The sequence below is a fragment of the Streptomyces aurantiacus JA 4570 genome (assembly GCF_000414115.1).
In the GTDB taxonomy this organism is placed as follows: domain Bacteria; phylum Actinomycetota; class Actinomycetes; order Streptomycetales; family Streptomycetaceae; genus Streptomyces; species Streptomyces aurantiacus_A.
Map to the genome: position 1 here is coordinate 1 of NZ_AOPZ01000563.1, position 16914 is coordinate 16914.

Consider the following 16914-nt stretch of genomic DNA (forward strand, 5'->3'; position numbering starts at 1 on the left):
CGACCGTCAGCAGGCCCGCGGCCGTGTGGGCGGCGCGCAGCCGGGCGACGAGCCGGCGCCCGTACCAGAAGCCGGGCTTGCCGAGCGCGTTGCGGGCGGCCTCCTCCGGGTCCGGCTGGTGCGGCAGCGGCTGCTGGGACCAGCGGCTGCTGGGACTCGTACGCGCTCCAGGTGCGGTGGGACAGGAACCAGAGCAGGCCGGTGAGGGCGGCGGGCAGCAGCGCGGCGAGGGCGAGACGGCGGCCGGGCCCCGACCACCACCCGCCGCCCCCGGCGGACTCCGGCGCGAGGAAGCCGAGCCAGGAGTGGTCGTTGACGCAGGCGGCGGTGCCCGCGCACTGCCAGGCCGTCAGGTCGATGGCGATCTCGCAGGCGGCGGCGACGAGGAGCACGGTGAGGGTGAGGGCGACCAGGCGCACGAGCAGGCCGTACGTGCGCACGGCGCGCTTCGCGCGGCGGGCCGTGGGCCGCATCCAGTGGGCGAGGTTGACCACCATGAACGGCAGGAGCAGCAGCCACAGGGCGCGGGAGCCGTTGCCGGACGTCAGATTGCACCAGACGTACGCCTCGGGGACCGGCCGGTCGCGGTAGTTCTCCGGGTGTGCCTCGGCTTCCACGTCGTCGGCGCGGCGGTAGACGGCCGCGGTCCGGTCGCCGGAGACGGAGACGGTGCGGGGGTCGTCCAGCATCTCCTCCGGCGTGGTGCCGCCCACTCCGTGGACGAGCAGCTCCAGGGCGATCGGCTCGACCTGACCGCTCTTTCCCGGCTGTTCGGGATGTTCCGGGCGTTCTGAGTGCTCCGGGTGTTCCGACTGTTTCGAGTGTTCCGGTCCGTGCTTCTGGGCGGTCCGGGCCGCCGTGGCGCGCTCCACTGTTCCGCTTCCCCCGAGTCGTGCGCTGTCATGAGCCGTGTACGGGCCACGCAAGGACACAAGGATCGCCGCTTCCCGCCCCGCGCGCACCCGCCGTCACGTAATCTCCCCCTTCCGTACGCCCCGCGGCAGCCCGGTCGGTGGCACCCGCAACGACGGCCCGTGCGAGGATGAGGCGACCCGATGAAGGGCTTGACCACGCGAAAGGGCCGGACCTGACGTGAGTGAGAATCAGAACCTCCTCGCGGAGCAGCGCCGCGCCCTGATCCTCGACGAGGTGCGCCGCCGCGGCGGGGTCCGGGTCAACGAACTCACCCGGAAACTGGGTGTGTCGGACATGACCGTCCGCCGCGACCTGGACGCGCTCGCCCGCCAGGGCGTCCTGGAGAAGGTGCACGGCGGCGCGGTCCCGGTGGCCGAGGCGAGCACCCATGAGCCGGGGTTCGAGGCCAAGTCGGGCCTGGAGCTCAGCGCCAAGGAGGACATCGCGCGGACCGCGGCGACCCTGGTGGCGCCGGGCACGGCCATCGCTCTCTCCGGCGGCACCACGACGTACGCGCTCGCGCACCATCTGCTCGACGTCCCGGACCTGACCGTGGTGACGAACTCGGTGCGGGTCGCGGACGTCTTCCACTCCGCGCAGCGCAGCTCCGGCCAGCGGCAGGGCGCGGCCACGGTGGTGCTCACCGGCGGAGTGCGCACGCCGTCGGACTCACTGGTCGGCCCGGTCGCCGACCAGGCCATCGGGGCGCTGCACTTCGACGTGCTGTTCCTCGGTGTGCACGGCATATCGGCCGAGGCCGGACTGTCCACGCCCAATCTCGCGGAGGCGGAGACGAATCGGCGTCTGGTGCAGTCGGCGCGCCGCGTCGTGGTGGTCGCGGACCACACCAAGTGGGGCACGGTGGGCCTGAGTTCGTTCGCCACGCTCGGGCAGGTGGACACGCTCGTGACGGACGCGGGGCTGCCCGCGCAGGCGCGCGCGGAGATCTCGGAGCATCTGCACCGGCTCCTTGTCGCGGGCGCGCCCGAGACCAACGACGCCGAGGACGGCGGCGACCCCGACGGTTCCGGGAACGCCGGGAACCCGGCAGACTTCTGACGGGCCGCCAGCTATGGTGGCCGTGCCGGTCAACCGCCCTACGCCGCCCGGGGGTCGCATGGCACGCCGTCTGAGGCCCGAGGGCCTCGAGTTCGTCGAGACCGCTCCCGTACGTCTGGTCTTCACGCACGATGTCGCGGCGCCGCCCGAGGCGGTGTACGAGGTCCTGGAGGACGTCCGGCGCCTGCCCGCGTGGCACAGCTCGGTGGTGTACGCCAGGCCCTTCGACGACGGCCTGGGCCGTCTGGTGCGCATCCAGGGCCGCTTCTGGTTCCGCGAGACCTTCCTCGCCACGGACGCGCCCACGCGGTACGCCTACCGCGTGGACCGGACCAACTTCCCCGGCCTGCGCGCCCTGGTGGAGGAGTGGCGGCTCATCCCGCTGGAGCCGGCCGACGGACGGGGCGCGGGCACACGCGTGCAGTGGACGTACGCGGCGGACGCCGTGGCGCTTACGCGCTTCCTCCTGAAGCGCGGGGGCCGCCGGGGCATAGGCAAGTCCTTCCACGCCGCCGTCGCGAACCTGGACCGGCAACTCACCGGCACGAGCGGCATCTGAGCCCCCCCCCGGCGGGATCAGCGCTCCTGCGCCGGCCACTCCCCCGTGGCGAGCAGGCCCTCGATGGTCTGCTCGTACGGCGTGATGTCCAGGCCCTGCTCGGCCAGCCACGCGTCCGAGTAGTACTTGTCCAGATAGCGGTCGCCCGGGTCGCAGATGAGGGTGACGACGCTGCCGGTGCGGCCCGCGGCCACCATCTCCGCGACGATCCGCAGGGCGCTCCACAGGCCGGTGCCGGTCGAGCCGCCCGCCTTGCGGCCGATGGCCCGGTCCAGGGCGCGCACGGCGGCCACGCTCGCCGCGTCCGGGACCTTCATCATGCGGTCGATGGCGCCGGGCACGAAGCTCGGCTCCATGCGCGGCCTGCCGATGCCCTCGATGCGTGAGCCGCAGTCGCTGGTGGCGTCCGGGTCGTGCTTCGTCCAGCCGTCGAAGAAGCAGGAGTTCTCCGGGTCGGCCACGCAGATGCGGGTGTCGTGCTGCATGTAGTGGACGTAGCGCGCGATGGTGGCCGAGGTGCCGCCGGTGCCGGCCGTGGCGACGATCCACGCGGGCTCCGGGTAACGCTCCAGGCGCAGTTGCTGGAACATCGACTCGGCGATGTTGTTGTTGCCGCGCCAGTCCGTGGCCCGCTCGGCGTAGGTGAACTGGTCCATGTAGTGGCCGCCGGTCTCGACGGCGAGCCGGGCGGACTCCGCGTACATCGTGCGCGAGTCGTCCACGAAGTGGCACCGCCCGCCGTGGAATTCGATGAGGCGGCCCTTCTCGGCACTCGTCGTGCGCGGCATCACCGCGATGAAGGGGACGCCGATGAGCTTCGCGAAGTACGCCTCGGAGACGGCCGTCGAGCCGCTGGAAGCCTCGATCACGGGGCGGTCGGGACGGATCCAGCCATTGCACAGTCCGTACAGGAACAGCGAGCGGGCGAGCCGGTGCTTGAGGCTTCCGGTCGGGTGCGTCGACTCGTCCTTGAGGTAAAGGTCGATGCCCCAGTGCTCGGGCAGCGGGAAGCGCAGAAGGTGGGTGTCCGCGGAGCGGTTGGCGTCGGCCTGGACCTTGCGTACGGCTTCTTTCAGCCAGGAGCGGTACTCCTCGTCGCTGCGGTCCACGTCGAGCGTGGCCATCGGCTCGTCGGCCGGGTCGTGCTGGATGGTGCTCACCGCGGGCTCCTCGTCCTTGTGCCGGAACCGTTCGATCCGGTCGCACACCTCGATGATAAACACCCTCAACACGGCCCTCACCTGCATAAACACACCTTTTGGTGCCTCAAAGCAGCTGCTTGCCCACCGGCGGGGCGCCTCGAGCGCCCCGCCGGAGCCCCCACCCGGCCGCGCCCCGAAAGTGGTATGTGCGACGTGGCCGGGCACACTGGTCCTCGACGCCGCGCGCGTGCACACTGCACCGCACGGAACAGGGGTAGGTTCCCAGCAGGAGTACGTTCCAAGGGGGCGTCGCGCCACGGCGCCCGACGTGGGACGCGACAACGACGCGCACCACCACAAGGCGCACAAGGGGGCGGAGCCTCATGGCAGAGCCGGAGTTCAGGGCCACGGGCGTACGGATCGGGCGGCGGCTGCGCTCGCTCACCCGCGCCGGCCAGGTCCGGATCAGCGACGGCAGGCTGGAACTGCTCACCAGTTACGGCACGGAGATCGACAGCGCGCCGCTGCGGGCGGTGCGCACGGGCAAACCCTGGTTCGCCCCGCAGGACCGGGCACTCGCCGAGGTGAACGGCACCCGGTATCTCCTCACCCTCGGCGAACACGATCCGGTGCCCGGAGAGGCCGGTCCGCCCACCGTCCGGACCTTCCTGGAAGCCGTGCGCAGCGCGGCCGGAGGGCGCCGGGACTGACGAGGCAGGTGCCGGCGCGAGTTGCACGCCTGCACCCCCTGGGTCACGCTGGTCTCACATCACTCTGGGTTTACCGGCGATAACGCTGCGAACCAGCCCGCCGGCCACCACAGCAGGCGGCAGACACCGGGGCCCCTGCTGGATCCGCCGTCTTCTTCCGGACCTCAATTCGGGGAGTCGCACCGTGATCAGCCAGCCAAGCAGGCATTGCACGGTAGAGCTCCAAGCCCTGCCGTCGCGGATCGGCCAAGTCCGCAGAATCGTATCGGCGCAATTGCGCTACTGGCATCTCGATCCCTTGATAGACCAGGCCGCGCTCGGCGTGACCGAGCTGCTGACCAACGTCCACCGGCACGCGGAGCCGGACAAGACGTGCACCGTGGAGATCGAGCTGCTGCTCGAACGCCTCATGGTCTCCGTCCACGACCACGATCCGCGGCTTCCCGTGGTGCACGACGCCGAACCGTTCGAGACCTGCGGGCGCGGGCTCGCGATGGTCGCGGCGGTCAGCGAGAGCTGGGGGGTGCAGCCGCAGGGCGACGACGGCAAGGTCGTCTGGTTCACGCTCAGCGCGCCGTCGCCCGCCGCGCCGCTGCCGACGTATCCCGGGTACGGCTCGACCGGCGCCGACCCGTTCGCCGACGCTCCGTCCGCCGTCGGCGCCCATGCTCCCGCCCGGTCCGCCGTTGCCGGCTGACCGGGCGGTGACTGTCTTTCCGTACGTCCGCTCGTACATCTCCTCACCGGCGACCGTGTCCTCGGTGGACCCGGTCGCGTACGCGGCCACGTACGCCCCCTACGTCACTCCGCGGCGATGGCCCGCAGGACGTCGAGCCGGGCGGCGCGCCGGGCCGGACGGAGTCCCGCGAGGGCTCCCGCCGCCAGGCCCACCAGGGCGACCACGGCGAGCTGCGCCGGCGGCAGCGCGAACGCGAAGGCGCTGTCGGACGCGCCGTCGGACGCCTTGACCAACACCCAGCCGAGGAAGCCGCCGAGCGCCAGGCCGCCCGTCGTACCGAACGCCGCGACCAGCACGGACTCCCAGCGGACCATGGCCCGCAGCTGTCCGCGGGTCTGGCCGACGGCACGCAACAGGCCCAGTTCACGGGTGCGTTCGTGCACGGCGAGGGTGAGGGTGTTGGCGATGCCGAGCAGCGCGATGAGGACGGCGAGCGCGAGCAGGGCGTAGACGAGGGTCAGCATCATGTCGATGCCGCCGGCCGCGGACTGGGCGTACTCGTCGCGGGTCTGGACCTCCGGATCGCCGTACGCCTTCGCCACCTCGGACACCGCGGCCTTGCCGTCGGCGGCGCCCACCCCGTCCTTGAAGGTGACCGACACCAGCGTGTCGGAGTCCTGGCCGCGGTGCGGGGCCCAGGCGTCGCGGGTGATGACGTAGTCGCCCGCCAGCTCGGACCGGCCGTACAGGGCGCGGACCGTGAAGGTGTCCTTCTTGCCGTCGGTGAAGGCGAGTTCGGCCTGGTCGCCGACCTTCAGGTGCTGTTTGTCGGCCTCCTTGCGGGTGATGGCGATGCCGTCGTCACCCAGGCCGTTCAGGGAGCCCTCGACCTTGCCGAGGTCGAAGGACTTGGCGAGGGCGATCGGGTCGGTGACGGTCAACGCCCGCCCCTCGCCTTCGACTTCGGCCACTCCACTGCCCAGGCCGACGGCCGTGGCGACCTCCGGGCGCTCCGCGACGGCGGGGGCGAGCCGGGGGCTGAGTCCGCTGCCGCCCGCGCCGAACGACGGGGTGCTGACCGCGACGTCGCCCGCGAAGGACCGGGACACCGTCTGGTCCATGGTCGCCTTCAGCGAGGCGCCGAAGACCGTGAACAGGGAGACGACGGCGACGCCGATCATCAGGGCGCTCGCGGTGGCGGCGGTCCGCTTCGGGCTGCGCAGGGCGTTGCGGGGCGTTGCGCCGGGCCAGCGAGCCGGTGACACCGCGCAGCCGGTCGAGCGGCCCGCCGAGGATCCGCACCGCACGCGAGGACGCGACGGGCCCGAGCACCACGAACGCCACGAGCGCCAGGACCGCCCCGCCGCCCGCCGTCCAGATGGACGGCGAGGCGAGGACGCCGACGAGGGTCAGGGCCACGGCGACCAGCGCGAGCGCGATCCCGACGACCGCGCGGGTGCGGGAGGCGCCGGACTGGTCGACCGCGGTCTCGCGCAGCGCCGCCAGCGGAGCGGTGCGCCCGGCGCGGACGGCGGGCAGCAGCGCGGAGGCGACGCACACGGCGACGCCGACCGCGAGGGGCAGCAGCATCGACGTACCGCTGATGACCAAGTCGCCCTCGGGGAAGGGGAATCCGATGGCCGGGAACAGCGCCTGCAAGCCGGCCGCGATGCCGATGCCGCCCGCGAGGCCCGCCGCGGACGCCACGACGGCCACGACGGACGCCTCGGTCAGCGTCGACGCGGTGACCTGGCGGCGCGAGGCGCCGAGGGCGCGCAGGAGCGCGTTCTCACGGGTGCGCTGGGCGACGACGATCGCGAAGGTGTTGTGGATGGAGAACGTCGCCACCAGCAGCGCGATGCCGGAGAAGACCAGCAGGAACGTGGTGAACAGGGTCAGGAACTGACCGGAGATCATGTCGGAGTTCTCCGCCGCCGACTCCTCGCCCGTGATGGCTTCAACCCCCTTGGGAAGTACGGGAGTCAGCGCGTCGACGAGTTCCTGCTGTCCGGTGCCGGGTCCGGCGCGCACCTGCACGGTGGCGGCCTCACCGGGCTTCGGCATCAGGTACTTCTCGGCGTCGGCCTGCGTCATGCCGGTGAAGGTCGTCTGCGCCATGCCGTCCTCGCCGCCGAACGTGGCCAGGCCGACGATCGTGACCTTGACGGGGTCGGGGGTGCGCAGCGTCGTGGTGTCGCCGATCTTCAGGTCGCCGCTGTCGGCGGCGCCTCGGTTGACGACGACTTCGCCGCTCCTGGCGGGGGCGCGGCCCTCGGCCAGGCGGTAGGCGTTCAGCTCGGGGTCGGTGATCCAGTTGCCCGCGAGAGTGGGCGGGCCCTGGCCGCCGATCGGGTCGCCGTCCTTGCCGATGAGCTGGCCGGCGCCCTGGACGCTGGGCACGGCGGCCGCGACGCCGGGGACCTTCTCGATCCGGTCGACCAGGGCCGTGTCGACGTTGCGGCGCACCCCCTGGCTCTCGCCGGGCGTGGTGATGGTGTTCGCGCTGCGGACCACCGCGTCGGTGCCACGCGTGGCGTTGCCGAACATCGTGTCGAAGCTGGCGCGCAGGGTGTCGCCCATGACGAGCGTGCCCGCCAGGAAGGCGACGCCGAGCAGCACCGCGAAGAACGTACCGGCGAAGCGGCGCTTGTGGCCGCGCAGGGAGGTGAGGCTGATGCGCAGGGCGGCGCCCAGGGAGCCGGTGGCGGCACCGGGCCCGGCGGGGCCCTGCGGGCCGGTGGCACTCATGAGGGTGCTCCTTCGGACGTCGTGGCCGACCTCGCGTCGAACGCCTTGAGGCGGTCCAGGACCTTGTCGGCCGTGGGTGCCGCCATGCGGTCCACGAGACGGCCGTCGGCAAGGAAGACGACCTCGTCGGCGTGGGCGGCGGCCACCGGGTCGTGGGTGACCATGACGACGGTGCGGTCCATCTCGCGCACCGCGCGGCCGAGCAGGCCGAGGACCTCCTCGCCGGAGCGCGAGTCCAGGTTGCCGGTGGGTTCGTCGGCGAAGACGACGTCCGGGCGTCCTGCGAACGCCCGTGCCACGGCGACGCGTTGCTGCTGGCCGCCGGAGAGTTCGGCGGGCCGGTGGTGCAGGCGGTCGCGAAGGCCGACGATGTCGATGAGCGCGTCCGTCCACTCCAGGGCGTCCTGGTCGAAGCGCCGGCCCGCGAGGTCCATGGGCAGGGTGATGTTCTCCGCCACGGTCAGCGTCGGCACCAGGTTGAACGCCTGGAAGACGAAGCCGACGCGGTCGCGGCGCAGCAGGGTCAGGCGCCGGTCGTCGAGCGAGCCGAGTTCGGTGTCGCCGATGTACGCGGAGCCGGACGTCAGGGTGTCGAGCCCGGCGGCGCAGTGCATCAGCGTGGACTTGCCCGAGCCCGAAGGCCCCATGATCGCGGTGAAGCGCCCGGCGGGGAAGCCGACGCTCACCCCGTCCAGGGCCGTCACCGCGGTGTCGGAGGAGCCGTAGACCTTCACGGCTCCCTCGACCCGGGCGGCGTCCGGGCCGCCGGACCGGTGCCGGGGGGTCGTCGCGGTGTTCATGCCCGGCCGCCCTTCCGGTCCTTCGGCAGGTGGCCGAACTCCTCGCTGAGGACGCTCAGCCGGCGCCAGTACTCCTCCTCGTCGATCTCGCCGGTGGCGAAGCGGTGGCCGAGCACGGCGATCGGCGACTTGTCGTCACCGCCACCGGCCGGCCGCCAGGGCCCGCGCCGGCCGCGCCACACGGTGCGGCGCAGGAAGGTCACGACGCCGACGACGACGGCCGCCCAGATCAGCGGGAAGAACAGGATCCACGGGCCGGGTCCGCCGTCGAATGCCAGGGTCTGCATGGTGTCCATCTCCTCGGAGAGCGGGGTGAAAGCGGGGGTGGCCAGGTCGGTGACCAGGGCTTCTCGCCCTCGGTGACCGCTGGTTCCCGTCGCTTTCGAGTCGCTTTCGAGGCTCCTCGCCGCGGCGCGCGAAGTCGTCGTACGGCCAGCGGCAGTGCGCGTACCTCCCGGGGAGTACGTCGGGTGCGAGCGGCTGCTCCTTCGCCCCTGGCTCGACGTCTGTACCTATTAGTATGTACAGTCGACGCATGAGCACTCCGGAGCGTCTGATCGAGTCCACGCGCGAGCTGTTGTGGGAGCGCGGTTACGTCGGCACCAGCCCCAAGGCCATCCAGCAGCACGCGGGCGCCGGGCAGGGCAGCATGTACCACCACTTCACGGGCAAGCCCGACCTCGCGCTCGCCGCGATCCGGCGTACGGCGCAGGAGATGCGCGCCACGGCGGAGACCACGCTCGCGGGGGACGGTCCGGCGTACGACCGCGTCGCGTCGTACCTGCTGCGCGAGCGCGACGTGCTGCGCGGCTGCCCGGTCGGGCGGCTGACGATGGACCCGGACGTCATCGCCAGCGACGAGCTGCGGGCGCCGGTCACCGAGACGCTCCAGTGGCTGCGCGAGCGGCTCGCCGGGATCGTCCAGGAGGGCGTGGACCGGGGCGAGTTCAGCGCCTCGCTCGACGCGGGCGAGGTCGCGTCGGCGATCGTCGCGACCGTGCAGGGCGGCTATGTGCTGGCCCGCGCGACGGGCTCACCGGAGGCGTTCGACGCGGGGGTGCGGGGGCTGCTGGCGCTCCTGGAGCCGCGCGGCTGACCACCTGACTCCTCGCCCTCCCCTCGCCCGCCCTCGAATCAAGGAACGTACATGCACATCACCCGCACCCGCCCCGCCAGCGCGCAGGGCCCCGCCGAGCACTTCACCGGCACCGTCTGGCTCGACGAGATCGCGAGCCCCGCGGCACCCTCCCGGCTGCGGATGTTCAGCGTCCACTTCGCCCCGGGCGCCCACACCGCCTGGCACCGCCACCCGCACGGCCAAGTCCTGCACGTCACCGAGGGCAAGGGGCTCGTGCAGCGCGACGGCGGACCGGTCGAGCCGATCAGGGCGGGCGACACCGTGTGGATCGAGCCGGGCGAACGGCACTGGCACGGTGCCGCGCCGCGCACGTTCATGACGCATCTCGCCGTCGTCGAGGCCGGGGACGACGGCACGACGGCCGTGTGGGAGGAACGCGTCGCCGACACGGCGTACCCGAGCGCCTGACCTCCCGGAACCCGACCGTCCCCGCACCGATACCGGAGCACCGCATGCATGCCAAGCAGTACGAGATCACCCTGCCCGCCGACTACGACATGGACGTCATCCGCGAACGCGTCGCCACGAAGGGCCATCTCCTCGACGACTACCCGGGGTTGGGCTTCAAGGCGTATCTGATGCGCGAGCGCGGGATCGGCGGTTCGCCGGTGAACCAGTACGCCCCGTTCTACCTGTGGAACACCGCGGAGGGCCTCAACTCCTTCCTCTGGGGGCCCGGGTTCCAGGGGCTGTGCGAGGACTTCGGGCGGCCGGTGGTGCAGCACTGGATGGTGCTGGGGTACGAGGACGGGGCCGCTGCCGGCGCCGGGCCCGTGGTCGCCGTGCGGCACCGCAGGCCCGTGCCCGAGGGCACGCGGAACGCCGATCTGGCGGAGGAACTGCTCGCCGAGGCACGGTCGTTGGCACAGGTGGAGGGGTCCGTCGGCGTCGTGGTCGCGGTCGACCCGCGGGGCTGGGAGGCGGTGACGTTCTCGCTGTGGGCCGAAGGCGCGGCGCCGAAGGCGAGCGGTGAGGCGTTCCAGGTGCTGCACTTCTCCGCGCCCGAGGTGGGGCGGCTGGGGCGCGGGAGGGCATGGTGAGCGCGGGCGGGCAGACGGTCCGGACGGTCCTCGGTGACGTGGCTCCCGGCGATCTCGGGGTCTGCGACGCGCACGACCACCTCTTCCTGACGAGCCCTCAACTACCCGGACAGGAACTGGACTCCGTGGATTCCGCCGCGGCCGAGCTGGCCGCGTTCCGGGCCGCGGGCGGCCGGAGTGTCGTGCAGTGGACGCCGCACGGCATGGGGCGGCGCGCCGCCGAGCTGCCCGGCCTTGCGCGCACGTCGGGCATCCGGATCGTGGCGGCGACGGGGCTGCACCAAGCCGTCCACTACGCCCCGGAGGCGCTGACCGGGTTGCGCGCCGAGGGCTTGGAGGCGGTGTTCGTCCGCGAGCTCACTCGGGGCATCGGCGACAGCGGGGTGCGGGCCGGACTCATCAAGGTCGCGGGCGGATTCCACGGCTTGGACGCGCACGCCCGCTGGACGATGACGGCGGCCGCCGGGGCCCACCGGGCGACGGGGGCGCCCATCGCCGTGCACCTGGAGCTCGGCACGGGCGCGCTGGACGTACTCGACCTGCTCTGCGGCGAGTTGGAGGTGCCGCCCGGCAAGGTGATCCTCGGGCACCTGAACCGCGACCCCGACTTCGAGGTGCACCGGGAGGCGGCGTCGGCGGGCGCCTGGCTGGCCTTTGACGGGCCGTCACGCGCCCACCACACCACGGACTGGCGGATGCCGGACGCGGTGCGCGCCCTGGCCGAGGCCGGCCACGGCGACCGGCTCCTCCTGGGCGGCGACACGACGACGGCCGCGGCACGTTCCGTGAACGGCGGCCCGGGCATGCCCCACCTGCTGCGCCGGGTGCGGCCCCGGCTGGTACGCGCGGTGGGCGAGGAACTGGTGGACCGCATGGTCACGGCGAACGCGGGACGGGCGTTCGCGGTCGCGTGGGCGGGGTGAGGACGCTCCCACCGGTTCGGCAACGCCTACGCGCGGTCGGTGGAGTTCCTCAGCGCCTGCCTTTGAACCCCCGCCCGCGCGGCGCCACTTGTCAGGCGCCGCGGCGCGCGGCCACCGCCAGGCGGGTGTCCTCGGCCACCAGGTCGGCGTTGATGTGGGCCGCCGCGAGGGCGCCTGCCGCCGCCGCGCTGCCGACCTGCGCGGACAGGTCGGTCGCGTTGCCCGCGATCCACACGCCGGGCACATCCGTGCGACCCGTCGCGTCGCACGGAACGTACTCGCCCGCCGGATGGGGCACCGCCTCCAGGCCGAGGGCCTTGAGGAAGCCGACGCGCGCCACCATCCGCGGCGCGACGGCCACCGCCTCGCGGCCCACCACGCCGCCGTCGGCCAGCCGCACGCCCACCAGGCGGTCGTCGGTGATCTCCAGGGACGCGACCTCGCCGTGCACCACGCGGATGCCGCGGGCCGCCATCTGTTCCGCCTCCGCGGCGGTCGGCGGCTCCATGGTGTGCGCGAAGTACGTGATGTCGTCGCTCCACTGACGCAGGAGCAGCGTCTGGTGCACGGACATGGGTCCGGACGCCAGGACGCCGATGGCCTGGTCCCGCACCTCCCAGCCGTGGCAGTACGGGCAGTGCAGTACGTCCCGTCCCCACCGCTCGCGCACACCGGGCACGTCGGGCAGCTCGTCGACGAGCCCGGTGGCGACCAGCACCCGGCGCGCACGCGCCGTCCGGCCGTCGGCCAGCTCCACCACGAACCCGGCCTCGGGTCCGGTGCCGTCCGCGGAGTCGCCCCCGCCCCGCTCACCCCGGGTCACCGAGCCGACCTCCCCGGACACCACCTGGCCGCCGTACCCTCGCACCTCCGCGCGGCCGCGCTCCAGCAGCTCGGCGGGCGGCATCCCCTCGCGCCCGAGCAGCCCGTGCACTCCGTCCGCCGGGGCGTTGCGCGGCGCGCCCGCGTCGATCACCACCACGGACCGGCGCGACCGGGCCAGCATCAACGCGCCGTTCAGCCCCGCGGCACCACCACCGATGATCACGACGTCATAGCTGTCTGCCAACTGATCGTTCATGTCGAAACACCTCCACGACGACCATGCGTCACCGGCGCGGATCACGCAAACCTAGTTGCCGGAACAGCAAAGTAGTGGTCCGTGTCGGCGTCCACGCAGGCCAGGGCGCCCGCCCTCGTATTGCATTGCCCGTTCCAAAACCGCTACGGTACGGACATGGCCCGACCGCGCACATTCGACGAGGAGCGGGCCCTGGACGCGGCGATGCGCGCCTTCTGGGCGAATGGCTACGAGGCCACCTCGACCCAGGATCTGTGCGAAGCCACCGGACTGGGCCGCAGCAGCATCTACAACACCTTCACCAGCAAGCACGACCTGTTCCGGCGGGCGCTGTCCCGCTACATCGAGCTGATGAGCGTGCCCCAGGCGGAGATCCTGGAGGACGCCGAACGCCCCGGCCTGGAGCGGATCCGCGCCCTGTTCGCACGCACCGTCGACACGGAGTTCGACCACCGCGGGGACGACGAGAGCAGCATCGGCTGCCTCACCGTCAACACCGTCGTGGAACTGGCCCGGCGCGACCCGGAGGCGGCCGCGCTGGTCGAGCGCGACCTCGACTTCCGGCTCGGCCTGTTGCGCGTCGCCCTCGAAGCCGGGCGGCGCGACGGAACGATCACCACCAGGCGGGACGCCGACGCCCTCGCCCGGTTCGTCAACGCCACCATCGGCGGCATGCGCGTCTCCGCGCAGGCGGGCGCCGACCGCGCCGCCCTGGAGTCCATCGCCGACACCGCCCTGGACGCCCTGCGCCCCTGACCCCCAGCGCTCCCCCGTAACCCCGCGGCAGCCCCGCGGGGCGGTCCGGCCACCGGCCACCCATGCCCACGTTCTGTACTGATCTATCCAATACTCGGAGCGCGGCTTTCACGCCGCCCGCGTCTCCCCAAGGAGCAGCCCCATGCCCCGCGCCGTATACGTCCTGGCCCTAGGCATCTTCGCCATGGTGACCAGCGAGTTCGTCGTCGCCGGACTCATGCCGCAGATGGCCGACGGCCTCGACGCCACGATTCCGGAGATCGGCTATCTGATCACCGCCTTCGCCGTGGCGATGGCCTTCGGCGGGCCGTTCCTGACGGTCGCCCTGCTGAAACTCCCGCAGAAGCGGGCCCTGATGGTGCTGTTCGCCGTCTTCCTCGCCGGCAACGTGCTCGCCGCCCTCGCGCCGGACTACTGGACGATGCTCGTGGCGCGCGTCGTCACCGGCGTCGCCTCGCAGGCGTTCTTCGGCGTGGGCATCTCCCTGGCCAGCCGCCTCACCCGCCCGGAGATAAGGGGCCGCGCCGTCGCCGTGGCGCTCAACGGCCTCATGCTCGGTACCCTCCTCGGGCTGCCGCTGGCCACCGTCGTCGGTGAACACCTGGGCTGGCGCGCGGCGTTCTGGGCCATCACCGTCCTGACGGTGCTCGCCGCCGCGGGCACCTTCGTGGGCGTACCGCGCATCGAGCGCGCCGACGACGCGGGGTCGGTCCGCGAGGAGCTGGGCGCCTTCAGGAGCCCGCGGCTGTGGCTCACGCTGACCACCAGCACCTTCGTGATCGGTGCGACGTTCGCGGCGTTCAGCTATCTCAACCCGATCCTCACGGAGGTCACCGGCTTCGCCACCGGTACGGTGCCGCTGCTGCTCGTCGCGTACGGCGCGGCCACGCTCATCGGCAACACCGTCGTCGGGCGCCTCGCCGACCGGTACACGCTCCCGGTCCTGGTCACCGGCCTGCTCCTGAACTTCGCGTTCCTGGTCGGCTTCGCGCTCCTCGCCGACCTGCCCGCCGGCGCCGTCGCGATGATGCTGGGCATCGGCTTCGTCGGCGTCACCATGAACCCGGCGATGGTCACCCGCGTGCAGCGGGTCGGCAACACCCGCCCGCTGGTCAACAGCGTCCACTCCTCGTTCATCACCGGCGGCATCATCATCGCCACCTCCGTCGGCGGACCGGCCATCGACGCCTACGGGCTGCGCGCGCCACTGTGGATCGGCGCCGGGCTCGCGGTGCTCGGACTGCTGTCCCTCGTACCGGACTTGAGGCGGCGGGCGGCGAACACCGCGACTCCCGCCGACACCACCGCCGCCGCCGTACGGGAACCCGTCGAGGTGGGCTGAGCCCCGACTGCTAAACCAGCGCCCCCAGGGGGTCGTCGAGCACCGGCTGCCAGGCCAGCTCGGCGGCCCCCACCAGGCTGTTGTGGTCGAGCGTGCAGGCCAGGATGGGGACGCCGCCGCTGCGGCCCCACAGGCTGCGGTCGGCGACGACGGCGCGCAGCCGCTCGGGGTCGGCCTCCAGGAGGGCCCGGTGCAGTCCGCCGAGGATGATCCGGTCCGGGTTGAGGATGTTCACCAGGCCCGCGAGCCCGAGGCCGAGCCGGTCGATCAGCGCCTCGGCCGCCGTGCGCACCGCCGGGTCGGCGTAGTGCTCGGCCAGCAGCGTGCGGGCCTGCTGGAGGAGGCCCTCGGGTCCGGGCTCGGCGCCCACCGCCGTCAGGAACGCCAGCGGGTCCGTCTCCACGTCCAGGCAGCCGCGGCTGCCGCAGTGGCAGGGGCGGCCCTCCGGGTGCACGGTGAGGTGGCCGACCTCCAGGGCGAGGCCCGAACTGCCCGTGTGCAGCCGCCCGTCGAGGACGAGGGCGCCGCCGACGCCCCGGTGCCCGGTCGCCACGCACAGCAGGTCCCGCGCGCCGCGCCCGGCGCCGTGCCGGTGCTCGGCCAGCGCCGCGAGATTCACGTCGTTGCCGGTGAACGCCGGGCCTTCGATGCCCGCGTCCCGTACGCAGTTCGCGAAGATCTCCCGGACCTGCGCGCCCGCGGGCCAGGCCAGGTGCAGCGGGTTCAGGGCGGTGCCCTCCGGTTCCGCGACGGCCGAGGGCACCGCGAGGCCCGCGCCCACGCACCGCCTGCCGGTCTCGCGCAGCAGCTGCGCGCCCGCCTCGATGACCGAGCCGAGCACCTGCGCCGGGTCGGCGTCGATGGTCTCGCAGCCGGGCGCGGTGGCGACGATCCGGCCGCCGAGCCCGACGAGGGCAGCCCGGAAACCGTCGGCGTGCACCTGCGCCGCCAGCGCGACAGGACCGGACTCCGCGACGGAAAGCCGGTGCGAGGGCCGGCCCTGCGAGCCCGCGGCCGCGCTCGGCTTGGCGTCGATGCGGATCAGGCCGAGCGCCTCCAGCTCCGCGGCGACGGCGCCGGCCGTGGCGCGCGTGACACCCAGCTCGGCGGTGAGGACGGCTCGGGTGGGGGCGCGCCCGGTGTGGACGAGTTCGAGGGCGGGGCCGAGCGCGGTCCGCCCCCGCTCCAGGCGCGTACGCGCGGACAGATGTGCCTCACCCCGGGTGGCAGCCTTCCCGTTCATGAGGGCGAGTCTCCCATGATCCGTACGCCGTCTCGCCGTTCAGCCGTCATCCCGTCTTCCCCTCCGCCCCGTCCCGGCTTCGGCTTTCCCACGGGCCGCCTTGGCTCCTCCGGGGAAACCCCTTGACCCCTCCCGAGGAAACCGCCTCGGCTCCTCCCGAGGAAACCGTCTTGTCCACGACCGGGGTCCCCCTCTACGCTGACTTTGTGCCGCTACTAAACAAAACCACGTCCGGGGCGCCCGGAGCCACCTCGCCCGTCCTGACCCGGCTCCGTGTCGCCCTCACCGTCTTCTTCGCGCTCGACGGCTTCATCTTCGCCGGGTGGGTGGTGCGGATCCCGGCCATCAAGGACCAGACCGGGGCGTCGGCGAGCGAGCTCGGGCTCGCGCTGCTCGGGGTCTCGGCGGGCGCCGTCGTCACGATGACGCTGACCGGGCGGCTCTGCACGCGCTTCGGCAGCCATCCGGTGACGGTGGCGTGCGGTGTGCTGATGCCGCTGAGTGTGGCCCTGCCGCCGCTGACGCACTCCGCGCTGTCGCTCGGTCTGGTGCTGCTGGTCTTCGGGGCCGCGTACGGCGGCATCAATGTGGCGATGAACAGCGCCGCCGTCGATCTCGTGCGCGCGCTGCGGCGGCCCGTCATGCCCAGCTTCCACGCCGCGTTCAGCCTGGGCGGCATGATCGGCGCGGGTCTCGGCGGCCTGGTCGCCGGGCATCTGTCGCCGACCCGGCACCTGCTCGCGCTCACCGTCATCGGCCTGCTCGTCACGGCGTTCGCG

The 16914-nt window shown here is 72.9% G+C and carries 16 protein-coding genes and 2 pseudogenes; 11 read left to right on the plus strand and 7 right to left on the minus strand.

The window, feature by feature from the left end; translation table 11 throughout:
- Positions 1-689, minus strand: a pseudogene (locus tag STRAU_RS38610) (hypothetical protein); the annotation flags it as partial.
- A 403-nt stretch (positions 690-1092) separates the two neighbouring features.
- On the opposite strand from STRAU_RS38610, the gene STRAU_RS38615 reads away from it, so the two are divergent.
- Both STRAU_RS38615 and STRAU_RS38620 read left to right on the plus strand, forming a co-directional pair.
- Positions 1093-1974: a DeoR/GlpR family DNA-binding transcription regulator gene (locus tag STRAU_RS38615; RefSeq protein WP_016645827.1), complete on the plus strand. Its 882-nt coding sequence runs from the start codon at positions 1093-1095 to the stop codon at positions 1972-1974.
- Positions 1975-2032: 58 nt separating this feature from the next.
- Complete coding sequence (locus tag STRAU_RS38620; protein ID WP_016645828.1) at positions 2033-2533, plus strand: SRPBCC family protein; 501 nt, start codon at positions 2033-2035, stop codon at positions 2531-2533.
- Positions 2534-2550: 17 nt separating this feature from the next.
- Here the strand turns inward: STRAU_RS38620 and cds1 are convergent, their stop codons facing one another.
- Positions 2551-3657 carry an L-cysteine desulfhydrase Cds1 gene (gene cds1 / locus STRAU_RS38625; protein ID WP_052029462.1) on the minus strand — a complete coding sequence of 369 codons (1107 nt, stop codon included), beginning with the start codon at positions 3655-3657 and terminating at the stop codon, positions 2551-2553.
- Positions 3658-4058: 401 nt separating this feature from the next.
- Between cds1 and STRAU_RS38630 the strand changes: the two genes are divergently transcribed.
- On the plus strand, positions 4059-4385 hold the full coding sequence (locus tag STRAU_RS38630; RefSeq protein ID WP_016645830.1) for a hypothetical protein: 327 nt from the start codon (positions 4059-4061) through the stop codon (positions 4383-4385).
- A 184-nt stretch (positions 4386-4569) separates the two neighbouring features.
- The gene (locus STRAU_RS38635) at positions 4570-5082 is read left to right on the plus strand and encodes an ATP-binding protein (RefSeq protein ID WP_078621760.1); all 513 of its coding nucleotides are present in this window, start codon (positions 4570-4572) and stop codon (positions 5080-5082) included.
- 104 nt (positions 5083-5186) lie between these two features.
- Here the strand turns inward: STRAU_RS38635 and STRAU_RS38640 are convergent.
- The 3 genes and pseudogenes from STRAU_RS38640 to STRAU_RS38650 form a co-directional block, all read right to left on the minus strand.
- A pseudogene (locus STRAU_RS38640) lies at positions 5187-7758 on the minus strand (ABC transporter permease).
- A 50-nt stretch (positions 7759-7808) separates the two neighbouring features.
- On the minus strand, positions 7809-8612 hold the full coding sequence (locus STRAU_RS38645; RefSeq protein ID WP_016645834.1) for an ABC transporter ATP-binding protein: 804 nt from the start codon (positions 8610-8612) through the stop codon (positions 7809-7811).
- Positions 8609-8899, minus strand: coding sequence for an SHOCT domain-containing protein (locus tag STRAU_RS38650; RefSeq protein ID WP_037664758.1), 291 nt, complete (start codon positions 8897-8899; stop codon positions 8609-8611). Before STRAU_RS38650 ends, STRAU_RS38645 begins: the two co-directional genes overlap by 4 nt.
- Before the next feature lie 233 nt (positions 8900-9132).
- Here STRAU_RS38650 and STRAU_RS38655 point away from each other — a divergent pair, with 233 nt between their 5' ends.
- Genes STRAU_RS38655 through STRAU_RS38670 form a run of 4 tightly spaced genes read left to right on the plus strand, consistent with a single transcriptional unit; the run spans position 9133 to position 11713 of the window.
- Positions 9133-9708 carry a TetR/AcrR family transcriptional regulator gene (locus STRAU_RS38655; RefSeq protein WP_037664753.1) on the plus strand — a complete coding sequence of 192 codons (576 nt, stop codon included), beginning with the start codon at positions 9133-9135 and terminating at the stop codon, positions 9706-9708.
- A 51-nt stretch (positions 9709-9759) separates the two neighbouring features.
- On the plus strand, positions 9760-10158 hold the full coding sequence (locus STRAU_RS38660; RefSeq protein ID WP_016645837.1) for a (R)-mandelonitrile lyase: 399 nt from the start codon (positions 9760-9762) through the stop codon (positions 10156-10158).
- 44 nt (positions 10159-10202) lie between these two features.
- Positions 10203-10790: a DUF4865 family protein gene (locus STRAU_RS38665; protein ID WP_016645838.1), complete on the plus strand. Its 588-nt coding sequence runs from the start codon at positions 10203-10205 to the stop codon at positions 10788-10790.
- Positions 10784-11713, plus strand: coding sequence for a phosphotriesterase family protein (locus tag STRAU_RS38670; RefSeq protein WP_016645839.1), 930 nt, complete (start codon positions 10784-10786; stop codon positions 11711-11713). Before STRAU_RS38665 ends, STRAU_RS38670 begins: the two co-directional genes overlap by 7 nt.
- 91 nt (positions 11714-11804) lie before the next feature.
- On the opposite strand, the gene STRAU_RS38675 is transcribed toward STRAU_RS38670, so the two are convergent.
- Entirely contained in the window at positions 11805-12794 is a 990-nt protein-coding gene (locus STRAU_RS38675) for an NAD(P)/FAD-dependent oxidoreductase (RefSeq protein ID WP_037664755.1), read from the minus strand.
- Positions 12795-12950: 156 nt separating this feature from the next.
- On the opposite strand from STRAU_RS38675, the gene STRAU_RS38680 reads away from it, so the two are divergent.
- Positions 12951-13550 (plus strand): TetR/AcrR family transcriptional regulator, encoded by a 600-nt coding sequence (locus STRAU_RS38680; protein WP_016645841.1) that lies wholly within the window; start codon positions 12951-12953, stop codon positions 13548-13550.
- Positions 13551-13692: 142 nt separating this feature from the next.
- Positions 13693-14892 carry an MFS transporter gene (locus STRAU_RS38685; RefSeq protein WP_016645842.1) on the plus strand — a complete coding sequence of 400 codons (1200 nt, stop codon included), beginning with the start codon at positions 13693-13695 and terminating at the stop codon, positions 14890-14892.
- Between the two features lie 10 nt (positions 14893-14902).
- On the opposite strand, the gene STRAU_RS38690 is transcribed toward STRAU_RS38685, so the two are convergent.
- Positions 14903-16135, minus strand: a complete 1233-nt coding sequence (locus STRAU_RS38690) for an ROK family protein (RefSeq protein WP_016645843.1) — start codon at positions 16133-16135, stop codon at positions 14903-14905.
- Positions 16136-16341: 206 nt separating this feature from the next.
- On the opposite strand from STRAU_RS38690, the gene STRAU_RS38695 reads away from it, so the two are divergent.
- Positions 16342-16914 (plus strand): MFS transporter (locus tag STRAU_RS38695; RefSeq protein ID WP_037664759.1); only part of this gene is annotated, 573 nt, incomplete at its 3' end.

Excerpts from the sequence above, each read along its gene's own strand:
- STRAU_RS38650 (WP_037664758.1), bottom strand. The coding sequence starts at position 8,899 with ATGCAGACCCTGGCATTCGACGGCGGACCCGGCCCGTGGATCCTGTTC.
- STRAU_RS38680 (WP_016645841.1), top strand. The coding sequence starts at position 12,951 with ATGGCCCGACCGCGCACATTCGACGAGGAGCGGGCCCTGGACGCGGCG.
- STRAU_RS38655 (WP_037664753.1), top strand. The coding sequence starts at position 9,133 with ATGTACAGTCGACGCATGAGCACTCCGGAGCGTCTGATCGAGTCCACG.
- STRAU_RS38660 (WP_016645837.1), top strand. The coding sequence starts at position 9,760 with ATGCACATCACCCGCACCCGCCCCGCCAGCGCGCAGGGCCCCGCCGAG.
- STRAU_RS38675 (WP_037664755.1), bottom strand. The coding sequence starts at position 12,794 with ATGAACGATCAGTTGGCAGACAGCTATGACGTCGTGATCATCGGTGGT.
- STRAU_RS38685 (WP_016645842.1), top strand. The coding sequence starts at position 13,693 with ATGCCCCGCGCCGTATACGTCCTGGCCCTAGGCATCTTCGCCATGGTG.
- STRAU_RS38645 (WP_016645834.1), bottom strand. The coding sequence starts at position 8,612 with ATGAACACCGCGACGACCCCCCGGCACCGGTCCGGCGGCCCGGACGCC.
- STRAU_RS38670 (WP_016645839.1), top strand. The coding sequence starts at position 10,784 with ATGGTGAGCGCGGGCGGGCAGACGGTCCGGACGGTCCTCGGTGACGTG.
- STRAU_RS38630 (WP_016645830.1), top strand. The coding sequence starts at position 4,059 with ATGGCAGAGCCGGAGTTCAGGGCCACGGGCGTACGGATCGGGCGGCGG.
- STRAU_RS38690 (WP_016645843.1), bottom strand. The coding sequence starts at position 16,135 with ATGAACGGGAAGGCTGCCACCCGGGGTGAGGCACATCTGTCCGCGCGT.
- STRAU_RS38620 (WP_016645828.1), top strand. The coding sequence starts at position 2,033 with ATGGCACGCCGTCTGAGGCCCGAGGGCCTCGAGTTCGTCGAGACCGCT.
- cds1 (WP_052029462.1), bottom strand. The coding sequence starts at position 3,657 with ATGGCCACGCTCGACGTGGACCGCAGCGACGAGGAGTACCGCTCCTGG.
- STRAU_RS38665 (WP_016645838.1), top strand. The coding sequence starts at position 10,203 with ATGCATGCCAAGCAGTACGAGATCACCCTGCCCGCCGACTACGACATG.